The sequence below is a fragment of the Psychrobacter sp. Arc29 genome, assembly GCF_041431175.1.
In the GTDB taxonomy this organism is placed as follows: Bacteria; Pseudomonadota; Gammaproteobacteria; order Pseudomonadales; family Moraxellaceae; genus Psychrobacter.
On record NZ_JASMRR010000005.1, the window covers coordinates 1 to 16,515 of the forward strand.

Annotated in this window: 14 protein-coding genes; 8 read left to right on the forward strand and 6 right to left on the reverse strand. The window is 40.5% G+C overall.

Translation table 11 applies throughout. The features are described 5' to 3' along the window. Positions 1-364: 364 nt before the first annotated feature. Both QO189_RS08055 and QO189_RS08060 read right to left on the reverse strand, forming a co-directional pair. Positions 365-1,840: an ATP-binding protein gene (locus tag QO189_RS08055; protein WP_371532330.1), complete on the reverse strand. Its 1,476-nt coding sequence runs from the start codon at positions 1,838-1,840 to the stop codon at positions 365-367. 1 nt (position 1,841) lies between these two features. Next, positions 1,842-2,564 (reverse strand): heavy metal response regulator transcription factor, encoded by a 723-nt coding sequence (locus QO189_RS08060; RefSeq protein WP_371532331.1) that lies wholly within the window; start codon positions 2,562-2,564, stop codon positions 1,842-1,844. Positions 2,565-2,758: 194 nt separating this feature from the next. On the opposite strand from QO189_RS08060, the gene QO189_RS08065 reads away from it, so the two are divergent. The 7 genes from QO189_RS08065 (at position 2,759) to QO189_RS08095 (ending at position 8,718) form a co-directional block, all read left to right on the forward strand. Beyond that, entirely contained in the window at positions 2,759-3,019 is a 261-nt protein-coding gene (locus QO189_RS08065) for a hypothetical protein (RefSeq protein WP_238036683.1), read from the forward strand. An 89-nt stretch (positions 3,020-3,108) separates the two neighbouring features. Next, positions 3,109-3,702 carry a cytochrome c gene (locus QO189_RS08070; RefSeq protein WP_371532332.1) on the forward strand — a complete coding sequence of 198 codons (594 nt, stop codon included), beginning with the start codon at positions 3,109-3,111 and terminating at the stop codon, positions 3,700-3,702. Positions 3,703-3,837: 135 nt separating this feature from the next. Continuing rightward, on the forward strand, positions 3,838-4,479 hold the full coding sequence (locus QO189_RS08075) for a DUF411 domain-containing protein (RefSeq protein ID WP_238036689.1): 642 nt from the start codon (positions 3,838-3,840) through the stop codon (positions 4,477-4,479). A 79-nt stretch (positions 4,480-4,558) separates the two neighbouring features. Further along, positions 4,559-6,265, forward strand: a complete 1,707-nt coding sequence (locus QO189_RS08080) for a copper resistance system multicopper oxidase (protein ID WP_371532333.1) — start codon at positions 4,559-4,561, stop codon at positions 6,263-6,265. A 25-nt stretch (positions 6,266-6,290) separates the two neighbouring features. Beyond that, entirely contained in the window at positions 6,291-7,403 is a 1,113-nt protein-coding gene (locus tag QO189_RS08085; protein WP_371532334.1) for a copper resistance protein B, read from the forward strand. 27 nt (positions 7,404-7,430) lie between these two features. Further along, the gene (locus tag QO189_RS08090; RefSeq protein WP_238036698.1) at positions 7,431-7,916 is read left to right on the forward strand and encodes a DUF305 domain-containing protein; all 486 of its coding nucleotides are present in this window, start codon (positions 7,431-7,433) and stop codon (positions 7,914-7,916) included. A 52-nt stretch (positions 7,917-7,968) separates the two neighbouring features. Continuing rightward, complete coding sequence (locus QO189_RS08095; RefSeq protein ID WP_371532335.1) at positions 7,969-8,718, forward strand: MauE/DoxX family redox-associated membrane protein; 750 nt, start codon at positions 7,969-7,971, stop codon at positions 8,716-8,718. A gap of 60 nt (positions 8,719-8,778) precedes the next feature. On the opposite strand, the gene QO189_RS08100 is transcribed toward QO189_RS08095, so the two are convergent. The 4 genes from QO189_RS08100 to QO189_RS08115 form a co-directional block, all read right to left on the reverse strand. Further along, positions 8,779-12,114, reverse strand: a complete 3,336-nt coding sequence (locus tag QO189_RS08100; protein WP_371532336.1) for a tyrosine-type recombinase/integrase — start codon at positions 12,112-12,114, stop codon at positions 8,779-8,781. Next, entirely contained in the window at positions 12,101-14,587 is a 2,487-nt protein-coding gene (locus tag QO189_RS08105; protein ID WP_371532337.1) for a hypothetical protein, read from the reverse strand. The genes QO189_RS08100 and QO189_RS08105 overlap by 14 nt, the downstream gene beginning before the upstream one ends. Then, positions 14,584-15,093, reverse strand: coding sequence for a hypothetical protein (locus QO189_RS08110; RefSeq protein ID WP_371532338.1), 510 nt, complete (start codon positions 15,091-15,093; stop codon positions 14,584-14,586). The genes QO189_RS08105 and QO189_RS08110 overlap by 4 nt, the downstream gene beginning before the upstream one ends. A gap of 357 nt (positions 15,094-15,450) precedes the next feature. Next, the gene (locus QO189_RS08115; RefSeq protein WP_238036712.1) at positions 15,451-15,702 is read right to left on the reverse strand and encodes a helix-turn-helix domain-containing protein; all 252 of its coding nucleotides are present in this window, start codon (positions 15,700-15,702) and stop codon (positions 15,451-15,453) included. 160 nt (positions 15,703-15,862) lie between these two features. Between QO189_RS08115 and QO189_RS08120 the strand changes: the two genes are divergently transcribed. After that, positions 15,863-16,489: a hypothetical protein gene (locus QO189_RS08120; protein WP_371532339.1), complete on the forward strand. Its 627-nt coding sequence runs from the start codon at positions 15,863-15,865 to the stop codon at positions 16,487-16,489. The last annotated feature ends 26 nt before the right edge of the window (positions 16,490-16,515 follow it).

A 16,515-nucleotide genomic window follows, 5' to 3' on the forward strand; every position in this document is an offset into this window, starting at 1 on the left:
TCTAGTCACCACCAAAGACCATCAGCAAGTTGCCGTTTGGCGAATAATAGATGATGAAGTCTTTGATAAGAATCTGGGAGACCTTCCTAAATTTTGTGTAAGTATTTAATCTAAACGTCAGTTACACAGAATCTGGGATGGTCTCTTCAAGTCCTCACTAGCGCACCGATCATAGATAGAATATCTATGGTAAGTACACCAAGAAGTACACTGTGACTATTTAAGAAAGTCAAAATATTGATATCATTAGCTTATAGCCCAAGATTCAAGTCCTCACTAGGGTGCCGTCATTATTATCTTAATATCTTGTTAACTCATCGATTTTTATAGTTCATAAAATCCAAGCATCGTAGTATGAAGATAGTTAATATTTGGCCATCAATAACTCTACAGTAACCTCAAAATGATACTCATCTTTGATCGCAATATTTACTTTGCCTTTATGGGCATTGGCGATAGCCCGAACGATAGACAATCCTAGTCCTGTCCCTGAATGTTGACTGCTTGTCTTATCATGACGATAGAATCGCTCAAATAATTTATCGGCCGCGCTTTGATTTAGCGGTTTGTCTAAGCGGTTAGTCAAGGCGATTTTTAATAATGATTGTTTTGAGGATAGAGGATATTCTTTTGAGTTCTCAAGAGTCATATCTGAGGTAATGATGGTAGCTGATATTGTGATAGTACTGGCACTAGCGGCGTAATAGATGGCATTTGACAGCAGATTAGCAAATAACCGCTGCAGCAAACCTTCATCACCTAGTACTGTCGCAAATACACCCGATTTTACAAAAGTTATCTCACGATCCTCGGCAAGCATTTCATAGTAGTCGATCAGCTTTGTGATTAGACCCTCGGTATCTACGTTACTAACTTGCGAGTCGCTTAATCCTTTTTGAGTTTTTGCCAGTAACAACATATTATTAATCATAGCCGATAGCTGCTCTAACGTGTCATGTTGATGGTGTAGCTGCTCAATGTATTCATTACCATCTCTTGGCTTACTCAACATGACTTGCGTTTGCGTACTCAGCGTTGCAATTGGGGTACGGAGCTCATGGGCGATATTATCTGAAAACCGAGACAAGGATTCAAAATTACTATCAAGTTTGACCATCATTGAATTATAAGATTTTGCTAGTGGTCGTAGCTCTAAAGGCATATCACTGACGGTTATTCTTTCATCCAGTCTTTCAGGGTTAATCCTTTTCATTTTTTGTACGATAGTGGCCAAAGGCGCAAACCCCCAATACACACTTAATGCGGCTACTGATACCAGTAGTAAGGTGATCGCGAACAAAATCATACTGAGCTGACGATTGAAATGCATGAGATAGTGGTGATGGACATCAATGGGCAGTGCAATCAGCGCCAAAAACTCTTGGTTTTCGATGATGATTGCTCGGTAATTCCTACCCTTTATCTCAATCGTGAATTGCTGATCACGATAGACTTGCCACAATTGTGGCAGGCTAAAATCTGAAGGTAGGTCGTTGATGAAGCTGGTTGGATCGCTAGATAATAGTGCACCGCTCTTATTTGCAATGACAGTTTTTAAGTCATAGTCAAGCCGAGAAGGATGTAGATGGTTGGCGCTAGTTAATGACTGAGATTTTGAAGCTGCTGATGACTTTGTCTGAGCATCAACATCATTGATGCTTCTGCGCAGGTTAAAAGCTGCATGCGTGATAATCTCAGAGTCCATTTGTTCAAAATGTCCACTGACAGAACGCTGCACCCACGCGTAAATAATCACTTGAGAGATAATTACGAATACAGTTAGCAGAAAAACGGTGCGCCACAGTAATGGCAGGCGTCGACTATCTAACCGATATTTCATATTAGATATCGTCAGCTTCGTAAGATGGCTGGCTATCAGCGATTGTATTGACAGCATCTAATCGGTAGCCCATACCACGCACAGTATGAATCAGCTTTGCCTCATGTTCATCGTCTATTTTTATGCGAAGACGCCTGATTGCCACATCAATCACGTTCGTATCATTTTCAAAATTCATATCCCATACTTGAGAGGCGATGACTGAGCGTGGTAGAACTTCACCTCGGCGCTCTAATAAAAACTGTAATAACGAGAACTCTTTTGCGGTCAATTTAATAGGTTGGTCTCTTCTATGTACGGTACGCTTTGCAATATCCATTTTGAGATCTGCTATTTGCATGATCGTACTTTGATAATCGACTTGATTAGCACGTCGCAATAGACTTTTTATCCTGACTACCAATTCTGCAAACGCAAACGGCTTGGTTAAATAATCATCGCCACCAATCTCAATCCCTTTTATCTTGTCACTTAAGTCATCTTTTGCTGTTAAAAATAGCACGGGAGTATGTTTACCTGCAGCTCGGTAGTTACGCACCAGCTCAAAGCCACTAATATCCGGTAGCATGACATCCATCAGTATCACGCTAAATTCTTCAGTCATCAATGCGTGATAGCCATCTAGGCCTGTTAGATAATGATCCACAATAAACCCAGCTTCGGTTAAGCCCTTTTTTATATATTCGCCAAGTTTCAACTCATCTTCTACCAGCAGTACTTTCATAATAGCTTCCCATATACCTTTCACGCCTACCTAGCATAGTAAAGCATAACCCCGCTTTGAACATCAAAAATTCTCAAGATGACAATATTGTAATCTTGCGGTCATGTCTCTGTCAGAATCAATAAAGTATGCTTTAGAGTAACTTAATACTTTGAAGTCTTGTCGATTTCATACCAATCAAATAAGGATCTATCATGTCACTATTTAAATCAATCGTAGCAACCGCTATCGCCTTAGTTGTTTCAACGTCTGCTATGGCACATGACCCTAAGATGCATGCTGAAAAGGATCAGATGAACTGTGAAAAAATGGAAAAGCATATGCAGATGATGCAAAAGATGGATCACAGCAAGATGGACATGAATGATCCTGCCATGAAAGCCATGATGGCTAATATGGGTAAAATGAAACAGATGTACCAAAAACACTGTGTGAGCAGTGATAGCGACTCTTAAAAAATAATATTGTTAAATACCTATCATGATTTTATCTGTTTTATTAAATGATGATGCGGGCACACAAATTATTTGTTTTGGATGAGCTTATGAAGTTTTTACTAGGAATACTCTTTGCTGTTGTAACCGTTGTGATTGGCATTTTTGTTGTCGTCACGAGTGGTATTGTCAATGTGGGTGCAGACCAAGAGCATAGCCCAATGATGTACAGCTTTTTAGAAACTGCTCGTAATCGTTCAATTGAGCATGCTAGTAAAGACATTTCAGTTCCAAACTTAGAAAAGGCAGAAATGATCAGTTCAGGTGGGGCCGATTACAAAGACATGTGCGCAGGCTGTCATTTATCACCTGGTGTCACAAGTACAGATTTGAGTAATGGTCTATATCCAAAACCGCCGAATTTTACTAAAGCAAATATCGTTAAACATTACCAGAGTGAGGCTGGTGCCAGACAAAGCTTTTGGGCAATCAAACATGGCATCATGGCATCAGGAATGCCCGCATGGGGTGCCTCTCATGATGCTGATAGGATGTGGGCAATGGTCGCTTTTATTAGGTCGTTACCTGAATTAAATGAAGCTCAGTACACGATGCTGACCACGAGGATAGATACTGACATTATGGACATGAGCTTTGATGGAGATATGGATATGTCGGATGATGGCTCCGAAATGCAGCACTAACTATTTAATAAAAAGCGTAGCACTAAAATAGTGCTACCTTTTGCAATTTAAGTTTGGCCTGTTTTACTTTATTTAGTGATAGGTTGTAGAAATTTTAAAATGTCCAATAGACAAATACATGCTTAGGAGTGTTTTATGAGACGCTATACCAATATGTTTTCTAGTAAGCACAACCAGTTATCTGGTCGTACGCTTTTAGTGATGATGACATCTTCACTGTTACTAGCGGCTTGTAGCCAATCAAATACGGGCACTTCTGATTCAAAACCCGTACAACCTGAGCCAACTGTTGCCACATCAACCAATCAGGTGACAGAAACACAAGCTGAATCTACAGCGGTTACGACGCCTGTAGTCAACCAATCAGACCTACTTAAGAATGTTTCAGCGACGGTTTATAAAGATGCCAACTGTGGGTGTTGCAAAGAATGGGTAAGCTATGCAGAAGATAATGGATTAAGCGCAACCGCACACGATGTTGAAGATTTGTCTTTATTCAAAGAACGCTATAGCGTACCGCAGCAGATGCGTTCTTGTCATACCACCGTTACCACCGATGGCTTTGTTTTTGAAGGACATGTTCCTGCAAAATACATGGCACAGTTCTTAGCAAATACTCCTGCACAAGCCATTGGACTTGCTGTACCAAGTATGCCTGTTGGTAGCCCCGGTATGGAGTATGAAGGTAAGTTTATGCCTTACAAGGTAATGCAACTTAATAAAGATGGCACCACAGAAGTTTATGCCGATATTGAGTCTCCTCAGCAGCAACTGTGATTAAATTATTCGTTAAATATAAAAAATATAACAGCCAAAAGCTTAACCACCATCTCGCAAATTAAATTAGGTCATCATTATGAATAAACAGAACATATTGAACCGCCGACGTTTTTTGACTGGATCTTCTGCTGTCCTTGGTGCTTCCTTGATACCGACCATTGCCAGTAGCGCATTGGGACATTCGAATCGCTCGAGCAGTCAGGCGGCCACCATTAATAGTGATCAAAACACTCATAAAGTACCTGTATTGACAGGCAAAGAGTTTGATTTATACGTCAGTAAACAGTCTGCTATTGTGAACGGTAAAAAGAGCATGGCAACGCTCATCAATGATTCACTGCCAGCACCAACGCTAAAGATGCGTGAAGGTGATACGGTGGTGATACGTGTTCATAATCAGATGGATGAATCAACATCTATTCATTGGCATGGGTTGCTGGTGCCGTTTGAAATGGATGGTGTACCTGGAATTAGCTTTGAGGGCATTCCTGCGCATAGCACCTTTACTTATAAGTTTAAGCTTATGCAGTCAGGCACCTATTGGTATCACTCACACAGTGGGTTCCAAGAACAAACTGGCATGCTGGGTGCTATGGTGATTGAACCCAAAGGTCGCGAGCGTCATCCTATCGAAGAAGACCACGTGATCGTGCTCAGTGATTGGACCAGCCGTAATCCGCATAATCTACTGAAGCTGCTCAAACAGCGCGCAGACTTTGACAACTATCATCTGCCAGACTTCAAGAAGCTGTTGTCTGATATTGCCGAAACAGATATGAAAACCGCGTTTGATAAGCGCAAAATGTGGAATCAGATGCGCATGATGCCAACCGATTTTACTGACTTGTCGGGTGAGACTACCTTTACCTACCTTATTAATGGCAAAACAACGGCAGCTAATTGGGCACAAATCGTTAAAGCAGGACAGCGCGTTAAATTACGCTTCATCAATGCCTCAGCCCAAACCATTTTTGATGTGCGTATACCCGGTCTCAAAATGACTGTAGTGGCAACCGATGGTATCGATGTCGCACCAGTTGCGATTGATGATTTTCGTATTGGTGTGGCTGAGACTTATGATGTCATCGTTACCCCGACCAAAGATGCCCATACCATATTTGCCCAAAACATAGACCGTTCAGGCTATGTTGCAGCAACACTTGCAACTAAAGAAGGCGCTCGTGCTGCGATACCTGCTATGGACAAAGTTGAATGGCTCACAATGGCAGATATGATGGGCGCTATGGGTGCTGATGGTTATAAAGCCCGTCATGCCAAAACAGAATACGATTTTAAGAGTGATATGCGCGTGGACAGTCCACGTATGAATCTTGATGATCCTGGTATCAACCTGCGCAATATTAATAGAGAGGTATTGAATTATAGTCAGCTGCGCTCTGTCGATGAGGCCATATTTGCGGAGCAGCGCAAGCCTATCCGAGAGATCGAGCTACATTTAACCGGTAATATGGAGCGCTATATCTGGGCGTTTGATGGGGTCAAATTTAGTGACGCGACACCAGTGAATATTAAGCCGGGTGAGCGCGTACGTATTACCTTGGTTAATGACACAATGATGAATCATCCGATGCATCTACATGGGATGTGGAGTGATTTACGTATGCCTAACGGTGAGTTTCAGGTGCGCAAGCATACTATTATGGTGCAACCGGCACAAAAAATTAGCTTTGATGTGACAGGAGAAGCTGGACGATGGGCGTGGCATTGTCATCTGCTGTATCACATGGAAGCCGGTATGTTCAGAGAAGTGGCCGTCGTTTAATAAACCTTCGAATATGAGCCTTATTATGAAAATTTATAAAGTAAGTCTACCGTTTATTGGCATGTCATCTTTGATGTTATTAACGTTACCTTTAGCAAATGCTGCTGAGATGCCCATCATGGATCATAGCAGTATGGACATGTCAGGTATGGACCACAGCAGCATGGATATGTCTGGCATGGATCATAGCAGCATGGATATGTCTGACATGGATCATAGCAGTATGGATATGTCAGGTATGGACCACAGTGGCATGGACATGTCGGGTATGGATCACAGCAGTATGGACATGTCGGGTATGGATCATAGCAGTATGGACATGTCTGGCATGGATCACAGCAGTATGGACATGTCTGGCATGGATCATAGCAGCATGGATATGTCTGGCATGGATCACAGCAGTATGGACATGTCAGGTATGCAAGGTGGTAAGGCTCCAGCTGATGCTCGAAGTCCTGACTACTCAAACGGCGTTCCCTATGGACGTTATGGCAAGCCTATGATGATGGGTGATATGCCATTATGGGGCGTTTCTGTAGATGATTTAGGTTATCAGTTTGATGACGATCAGATTAATTATGAGGTTGGTGCTTGGTATGGCCTAGATGAGCGCCGCCTCTCTTTACGCAGCGAAGGTAGTGTTCAGACCAAGGGTGATAAAGAAATTGATAGTCTGACCTCGTTGTCTTATTGGAAGCCACTAAGTATCTTCTGGAATGGTTTGGCAGGGGTAGCCTACGATACCGAGAATGATAAGCCTGCCGTTATGGCGGGTATTGAGGGCACAGCACCTTATTTTATTGAAACCGATGCAATGGCTTATCTGTACTCTGATGGACAGGTCCGATTGGACCTTGGCGCAGAATACGAGTGGCGTTTGAATCAGCATTGGGTTGTGATACCAGAAGTAGAACTAACGGCATTTAGCAAAGAGGATAGCGACAACCATATTACTAAAGGCTTTAATGAATTTGAGGCTGAAGTGAGGCTGACTTATGAGACGCTAAGCCGTCAATTAGCGCCTTACGTTGGTGTGAGTTATGAGACGGCGCTTGGTAGTGCTCGTGGTCAACGACGTCAACATAATGAATCAGTTGATAGCAGTAGTTTGACAACGGGGGTCAAATTCTGGTTCTAATATCATTAAAATAATAGGAGATATACTATGAATGCTTCAGATCAGAAAAACATGAATCATCAACAGGGCATGAACCCGTATGTAAAGTTCACCCTGATGATTCTAACGTCTACGATTGTGATGTACATCATGATGTATTTCAATACTTATGAGTGGGATCATATTTATTTTAGTGAGACCAGAGCCTATATGGCACTGTATATGGGTGCAGGTATGGCAGTGGTCATGTTGGCCTTTATGACCAACATGTATAAGAAGACCAAAATTAACTTGATGATCTATGGTCTGAGCGTATTGATGTTTGCTGTTGGTATTTGGGGTGTTAGATCACAAGCAACAGTCGATCAAGTCGATTGGATGCAGGCCATGATACCGCATCACTCGATTGCTATTCTCACTAGTAGTCGTGCTGATATCGAAGACCCGCGTGTGCAGCAGCTTGCCGACGATATCATAGAAGCACAAAAGCGTGAAATTGATGAAATGCAGCAGCTGATTGAAGAGCTTGAATGAAGCGTAAAAGGTTTAGAAGATAGAATCTATAGGTTAGATAGGAGTGTGTATTATGAAAACAGCCGTGGTTTATCGTATGGTCAAACCTGATCATGTTTGTCCATTTGGTTTAAAAGCACTCGATCTTTTAGAGCGTAATGGTTATCAGGTCGAAGACAAACATTTGACGAATGATGCTGAAACTCAAGCACTTAAAGACAAGTTCAATGTTAAAACTACGCCGCAGATTTTTATCGATGGCGAGCGCATAGGCGGGTATGACGATCTGCAAGCGTTTTTTGGCAAAGAGGTTTCTGAAAGTACTGAGATGAGCTACACGCCAGTGATCGCAATATTCGCAACCACAGCACTCGCTAGTATTGCACTGACTTGGAGGTTTAGCAGCACATTGTTTTCGGTACAAACTATCATCTGGTTTGTTGCCTTATCCATGATCGTGCTTGCTATTCAAAAGTTGCAAGATTTAGAGAGTTTTACCAATCAATTTTTGGGATATGATTTGTTGGCACGTAAGGTAGTCCGTTACGCCTACGTTTATCCTTTCGCCGAGGCGTTTGTAGGTATTTCCATGTTAGCAGGTGTCGCATGGCTAAGTGTAGTAGCGGCTATGGTGGCTATATTTATAGGCGGTATCAATGGCCTCTCAGTATTTAAGGCCGTCTATATAGACAAGCGTGAGCTAAAATGTGCCTGCGTTGGTGGTAACTCAAATGTACCGCTTGGTTTTGTATCTTTGACTGAAAACATTATGATGGTTGGTATGGGCATATATATGCTCATGAAATTTTCAAGCACATTCTAGTTCTTATGATGATTGGCCTTAGGCTTGAATCTAAATAAATCCGTGAATAATTTAGAAAAATCAACTCACAATAGATAGTTTCTCATCTGTGATTAGCATCATATGCACAAAAAACCGTAGTAGTGGTGAGTACTGCCATTTATTCGTTTGTTCTCTATGGTCTTGACTAGCAATACCAATATGGAAAGCATTTTTCGACTCATTAGATTGTTGTTTAATATCTTGATAATCGGTAGGTGACATAGTTTTCGTCAACAAGGACTCGTTGCTACTTATTAGCCAATGCTTCAAAGGCAGCAGTTTCCCAGCAATATCAATGAACCGCTGTAACTCTTTTTTATCTTCTTTTCTAAATGGTAAGTATGCTCTGCTACTAGACAGCTTTTGACGACATATCTCAATAAACCAAGTCCAATCAGTCCCCGACTTTTCTCGTAGACGGTAGGCATTACCTAACAAAAGCGATAGCAGTCTTAAATCACTTTGGTATTGAATGTTCAGTGGGCTTAAGACAGTAGTTTCTGAGTCTATGAGCTTTACAAAGCGAGGTTTACCACGTTTGGTAGTGATAGCGACAACTTCGTTGGCACGTTTTATTAAAATGTTCGCATCGTGAATAGAAATATTTGCTAACTGGGCTGCTTTACTTAAAGGTATCTCTTTATCATAGGTCTGTAGTAGCAGCTGTACTCGGTTTAAAGCATAACGACCAAACAGCTCATTATTAGCTGGCGTATTAGTACTCAAGAGAACTTGCTTATCACGGCTTTCGATCGTAAATTTCGGTGACTTGCGTTTGCCCTCTATGATATTTTTAAATAGAAGTGTACGTATACTAGGTATGATGACGCTACTATTACTAACAGTTGCATTATTCTCCTTAAGCTTTTTGTTCGTAAAACCTGTTACGTTATACAGCGTACGCTCTGGCAATGTTATATCTGCTTTACTAAGTGCATAGGTCGCCATCAGCGTGGCAAAATGGTTGTAATATTCAAAGCTCCGCTCAGGCGATAAGTGGCCCATAATACCTGAGAGAGCATACCAGCGATCCTGTGCATTGATATGCTCTCCGAGTAGGCCTTGTTTAATACGAAATATGTCTTTTTCATCATAATCTGTGAGGGCTTCTACGAGATCTGAATGGCCTACTAGTGCTAAAGATAGGTTACTCACTGCCGTATGCCTAAACCCATGAAAGGTATGCTCTACCACGTTATCATCTATCGATATATCTTTTAAGACTCGTTTGAGTAACTGCAACGGAACATGGTCATCAATAGGGCGCTGATCCGATGATAAGGTAAAGATAAATTTGTTTGAATTGTCGCCAATATTGGTTTGCACAAAGTTAATAAAAAAATTCAGCTCATTAGGTTTGAGGAGAGCAAATAAGGGAACGCGGCGAATACTACTTTGAGTCTTAGTTGGACGGTAGCTATTGGGCCTGATCACCACTGAGGGTGTGGCTGTTTTTAAGCCTTCGATGTCATTATACTTAAGTCCCAACAGCTCTTTTTTGCGCATCCCAGTACGATAGACTAAGATAAATAAAAGCGCGAACATCTCCCGCTCCAATATATCTATAGAACCCAGTATCTGTATGATAATGGCTTGATACGCTTGCGGTGATATCAGCTCCGCACGTACACGTCGACCATTTTTGGATTGTTGGAAGTTCACGGAGGGTAGGTTGTATTTACTCTTGGCAAAGTTGTGCATATTCTTTAATAAATTGGCAGAATATACAATGTCAGTATTATTACGTACGACAGCTTTATACTCTAAAATATCTTCATAGAGCTCTTCAAACTCTTCCTCTGACCAAATGTCAAGCGGCTGCGCTGTTGTGAAATATAACCATTCATAGCCTATGGTTCTGATATATTTCAAAATAGTTACGTTGTTCGGTGGTCCTTCTCGGCTTAGCAAACTGAGTACCCAATCTAATAAAATTTTTTCACTTAAATCATCGTATTGCTTATAACGTTTTCGTACTCTTTCGATAAGGGTAGGCGGCTTTTTATTGGTTTTTTGCTTTTTCTGTTTTTCATCTATTTTGAAGTCTTTAGTCAGATTTACAATCAAATCAGACTTTCTAACCTCTATCTTTTTGGTAGAACTGCTAGGCGTCTCTTTTTGCATAATAGAGTTTTTGCTGATAGACAGCGTCAAGATATGTTCTAGATCATACGGCTCCTCTTTATACTGATATTTTTGGTTCAAAAACCAATCAAAGTCTTGCGTGCTCAGTCCAGTAGTGTTATGCATACCTCGCAGCACCCCAACTGAAGCGTGGTCAATGTCAGCGCCATCGAGCATCTCCCAGTGATAACTGGCGTAATATAAAAACCTTGAAAAGGGAAGTGGCTTAATACCTAAAGGCTTGATCACGTCAGACAAAGCTAAGGTCACATACTGTTTAATCTTAGCTGCTGATAGCTTAGCAAGTGTACGTTCGGTCTCTGCTGGGCTGCTGTTTTTATGGTAACGAAGCAGCCAACACTGACTGACCACATCTACAATGATTTGCTTAGTGTTATAAAGCTTGTCACTTCCTTCTTCGCGCTCGTTACCAAAGCGCTTTTGGACAAAACGCGGTGAGACTATTATCCTTTCTTTGATGAATGGCTGATACTCTTTGGCGAGCAATGAGGTAAGCCACCCTTGAAGCATTTGTACTTCATTGATACCGCCATATACAATCCCTGAGAATATCAGCCAGCCTATGATTTCCTCTTGGCTGTAATCGGCTGTTTGCTCCCAATCATGCTCTACTGCGCGAATAATTTTGACCAGTGATTTGCCGTTTTTGACCCAGTCGTCATTAATAGTCAACGGATTAAACTTTATGGGCTGCGGCGCGATTATCTTAGGATAATAGTGTTCTGCAAGCATGTAACGTTGATTTTGATAATCAATAAACTGACTGACAGTTTGCCATGCTTGTTTTAAGGTTTTGGTTGTTTTATAGGCTTGAGAGATTTTGTCCTGAACAATAGCTTGAAAATTATCGAACCCTTCGCCAGATAAAGGCTTTAGCTTATTAGTAAAATCACGCTGAAACTGACCTAGCATTTGACTTTCTGGCAACCATAACTCATCAGCAAAACTTACAGGGTTCGATATAGCCAAAAAGGTGCGATTATCTGGCCAAAGTACTTGTTCGTAGTGTCCGTAATATTTATTAATAGATTGGGTGAGCCTAATGTTGCCAGGATAGGATTTTTGCAAAGAGTCCCACTCCGTTTGTAAGTCAGCCAGTAGCTGCAAGTCATATTTTTTAGGGATATCATCTTTGAGTTCAGAAGGATAAGGCACGTAACGTTTTTTTCTGCCATCAAACTTTGCTAAGCCATCAATAATTTTTGGCAGATGGATATTATCTATGAGCATGGTCTACCTCTACATGTCTTCTCTCAATATGGCTGAGCTTAGAATAGTTGTTTATTTCTATAAGGTTTAACCCTAACTGCTCAGCGATCTGCTCAAATACAGGTGCAACACGTTTAATATCTGCTTTACTGCACGATGAAAAACGACCTAATACTTCTTGTCGAGATTTTTCATGACCAATAACGGTGTTGATTAGCGGAAGCTGAACGCCATGTTTCTCAAGCTGAGTACGTACGAAATGACGTGTCCAATAAGGGTTGGCATCAATGATGTCTTTAGTCATATGATAGGCATCGCCTCGCTTGATGTCTTTTAGATTATTTACACTTGCAGATAAGAGCTTCAATAGTGCTTCATCGTTACCTAAGCGGATACTATCGATAGTCTCCCTGATTTCTGGCTTTGATTGATGTTTAGTCTCATAGTCACTTAGATAGTCTCTATATTGTGTTAAAAGGCGTACAACAGTAGGGCATAATGGAATTAGCCGATCAGTTCGCACTTTTTTAACAGGCTTATCATTGATAACAAGCCAGCCCATAACAAGATCGATATTGCACATTTTTCCTAGGCCATTATTTGGCCTTACTCCGGTTAAGAGGCAGAATACAAACCATACTAAAATACTGGTTCTATTAAAGTGATCTTCATCATTTAAACTTTGATCGGTCCAGTACTTCATCTCATTTATAATTTTATGAACGGTTTCGATCGTGAGCGCAAACCTTGAACCCACCGTATATTTATGCCAAGGGGTAATATAAGTTAAATCGAAATTACCATTACTATTAAATACACTCAGTGCTGATTTATAGTGTGCAAGGAGTGTTTCACTGGTATGGCTGCTATAGTACATTGCTGGAGCATGAGGCGCTGATGTACGGCATATAATGTCGGCGATATGCATATGACAGTCTGGCGTATAACGAGAGAGCACAACGTGCAATGCTGTTTCTACTCGATTGACCGAAAGGTAAGGTAGGCCAAGGCTACTACGTAAGTCGGCGAGATAAGCAATAAAGTCCTCTTTTACAGGCAACTCGCAAGCAAGTAGGTTGTCAATTAACCATAGGGGCAGCGGTATTTTGATAGTATCAGAGTGGTTTTCGTAATTTTGCTTTGTTAATGTCTGACTGACAGAGGGTTTAGTAATGCCAAGGCTGTGTTGGATATAAGCTCTTTTATCATGAATACCAAAAATGCCAGGATGGCCGATATAGCCTGATATGAGTAATGATTTAACTGGAAGACCAGTGAGCATTGATAACAATAAAATACCCGCGCAGACTTTATTTGTTTCTGACTCTGATAAAGATTTGGCATCCTGATGTAAAGCAGCAAATAGTGATTGGTAACCAGCAAGGGATAGCAGTCGTGTATTAGAATTGAGCGCAAGATTACGCTGGGACATATATTTTTGCTGCAGCGACAAATCAATAGTTTGTAGCGGTATAGATTGCTGTATGAGAGGGTCTGGGTAGTTGTCGTAGCTGATATATGGCGCTTCATTGTGATCGAGATACTCTTCAAAACTTGTCGTTAACCCTTCATAAGTTTCGGTATGGGCATCCAAAAACCCCAAGTCTATAGCAGTAGTATTATGTTCGATATCATTAGGTGTGCTGCTCCAATTATTATCGCTGTGTGTACTACCCCAGTTATGAGTCGGCATATTAGAGTCAGCTTGATATATCGGATTGTTATCAGATAATTTTATAGGCTTGATACTATTATTTTTTGGTGGTTTTTTACGTTTAGGTTTTGCTGCCTGTAAGTTATATGCGTGCTGGTAGGCGATCGTTATTTTATCTATTTGGCCAAGCTTGGCCTTCAATATAGATTTTTCACTTTTTGCTTTGACTGAGTCACTAATAGGGTTGTTAGTTAATGCCTCAAACTCACTTTTTTTCTGCTCTAATAGATTATTGAGAAGGGTAGATATGTACTCCACACTTATGGTCATCTGAGGCAAGTCGGGTAGTTCACGCCAAATCCACGTTCGTCTTATAGAGCTTGAAAACTGAGCTTGTTTAAACTGCATTAATATATTATCAGTGTGCTTTTTTATACCATGCCGCATCAGCAGTACGCTGGTGTGCATTGCTATAGCCAGCCAAATCAACCGTTTTTTTAGAGGGTCATAGGCAACTTTATTCACAAGATTCTGCATAAGGATAAGTAGCTGCATCATCAGCGGCTTTTGTGCCAATGCTGATTTGCTAGTCTCCATATAGCGGCGAGCGACGGGTTCTGTTTGTAATATCTGTACGATACACTCGAACAAATTTTGAACAGAGTCATCCGGATATACATAGCTATCATTTACCGAAATCACTATGGTAGATATGGCAGCCAAAACTTCTTCTGGGTATGCAAATATCTCATCATCGCTAGGTGTATTAACAATGTCTATCAATGCTTGCGCACTAAGCCATTCTCGCTGTTCATGAATGCCTTCAGTATTTTTCGTCATAAAACACTCTCAGAAGATCGCTTATGGTAGGTTTGCTCATTGATATTTATGAGTTGACAAAATGTAGTAATAGGAAAGGTGTTTTTGTTAAATAACGCTTGGTTCATACTTATAGTTAAAATCTCATTTAAGCAGGTATAGATAAGCTTTATATCTAAGAGCTTTTTATACCGAGCGATGATGTCAACCAATTCATAAAAAGGTATGCCAGACACTAACTGCTCTTCACTTATGCTACTTATACTCACATCTTTTCTGACTAATTTTTGATCTATGCTGAACAGTTTTAAGGAGTAGTAGAGTTCGAAATTATTGACCATCGACCATACTGTCTTTTCTTTAATAAATAATGTAGGTCTGAAGAAGACTCGGTTCTGCTCCATTTCTATATCATGACTACCCATTGAAGGTCGAATATGATTAACGTAAATATCGAACAAACTAATGATATCTGGATGTATCGTCACTGTGTTTTTTTGAAGCTTAGCTATTGATATCCTATCCATTTCTTCCTCACTTAGTCCATACTCTCTAAATATTTAAGTCGGCATTTATCACTTGTTTACCTCCACTCTATAATAAATAAAACCGAAAATCAGATAATAGTTTGAAGACTAGAAACAAGACGTCAACTGTTGACGTGTGTGGATAGAATACAATTATTAATAGGTAATTAAACTTTTTATATCTCTCTATATCAGCTTAGTCTTTCTTATAGTAACGGGATGATAGTTAAAGTTAATGATTTTGAATAAAGAAGAAGGGAAACGACAAGAGAGTTCATGTCGATTGAAGCTTAGCTACTAATATAAATAGATAAGAATATTATCTAGTCGCTTATTTTATATCTAACTATAACCATCCTACCGCCACTCAAGTATCTGAGCCGCCAACGCATCATCAGCAAAAAAATAAGCTGGCGGTACATTTAGCGTCTTGGCTATTAATGTCAGTATTTGAAAATCCGGTTGATGAATGCCGCGCTCATAACGATTGATACGCGTACTGGCGACAAACTCATCTAATCCAATAGCAAGACCTAATTGCTCCTGCGTAAGTCCTTTTGCCTTTCGTGCCTCTTTAAACCTTTTAGTAAATATAGTCTGTAAATTCATAGGTCATCTCAAAATAAATAAACTACGAATTTCGTCTATTTCTTCTTGATTTTTACTACGAATAACGTAGTATTACCATTTATCTATGTAGGCCGGATTTTTGTCGTGTAGATGATATGGGAAATAAAACTGACTTTTAATTGACTAGAGAGTGATAAGAATGACTATCCAAACAGTATTGGCTCCTGACAACCGTGCACCTAAATTTAATTTAGGTAAGCCTAGCTGGTCGACACAGCTTCTTACTAATAAGAAATTTTGGATAGTGGTGGGTGGTTTATCAGTGCTCTTTTTAATTATGGGCGTACCTTTTGATACCGTATTTCTCATATACCTTATCGCTGCCATACTTGGATTTATAGCTTCAATGATAGGTTCGCAATTTAAGGCTTTTGCTAGATTCATCAGGAACGACAAGGTTCCCGCTTATTTCCAGCAGAATCATGATTACTTTAAGCAGCACCTCGTACAAAATTATAACTTTCAGGTGGATTATGAATCGGTGGGAATTTTGGTTGATGCACAAGCTGGACGCATTGCTTTTACGCTTGATCCTAAAGTCAGACCTCAGGTCATTGTCTGTGACTTTGTGGATGTGCAGCGTTGGCAGGCCTATTCGCAAGGAGTAGAAACGCAAAATCAGTATGGCGCCACACGAAGTTTAATCAGTAAGCACTATGTGAGTGTGTACATCAGAAACCCTGAGCAGCCGAGATACGATTTTTTTGCAGCCGATAGTGTTGATGCTGATCAATGGGTGGCTAGATTGAATGCCCTGTTAAATTAATAATGGCTATAATACAAAAGTAGACT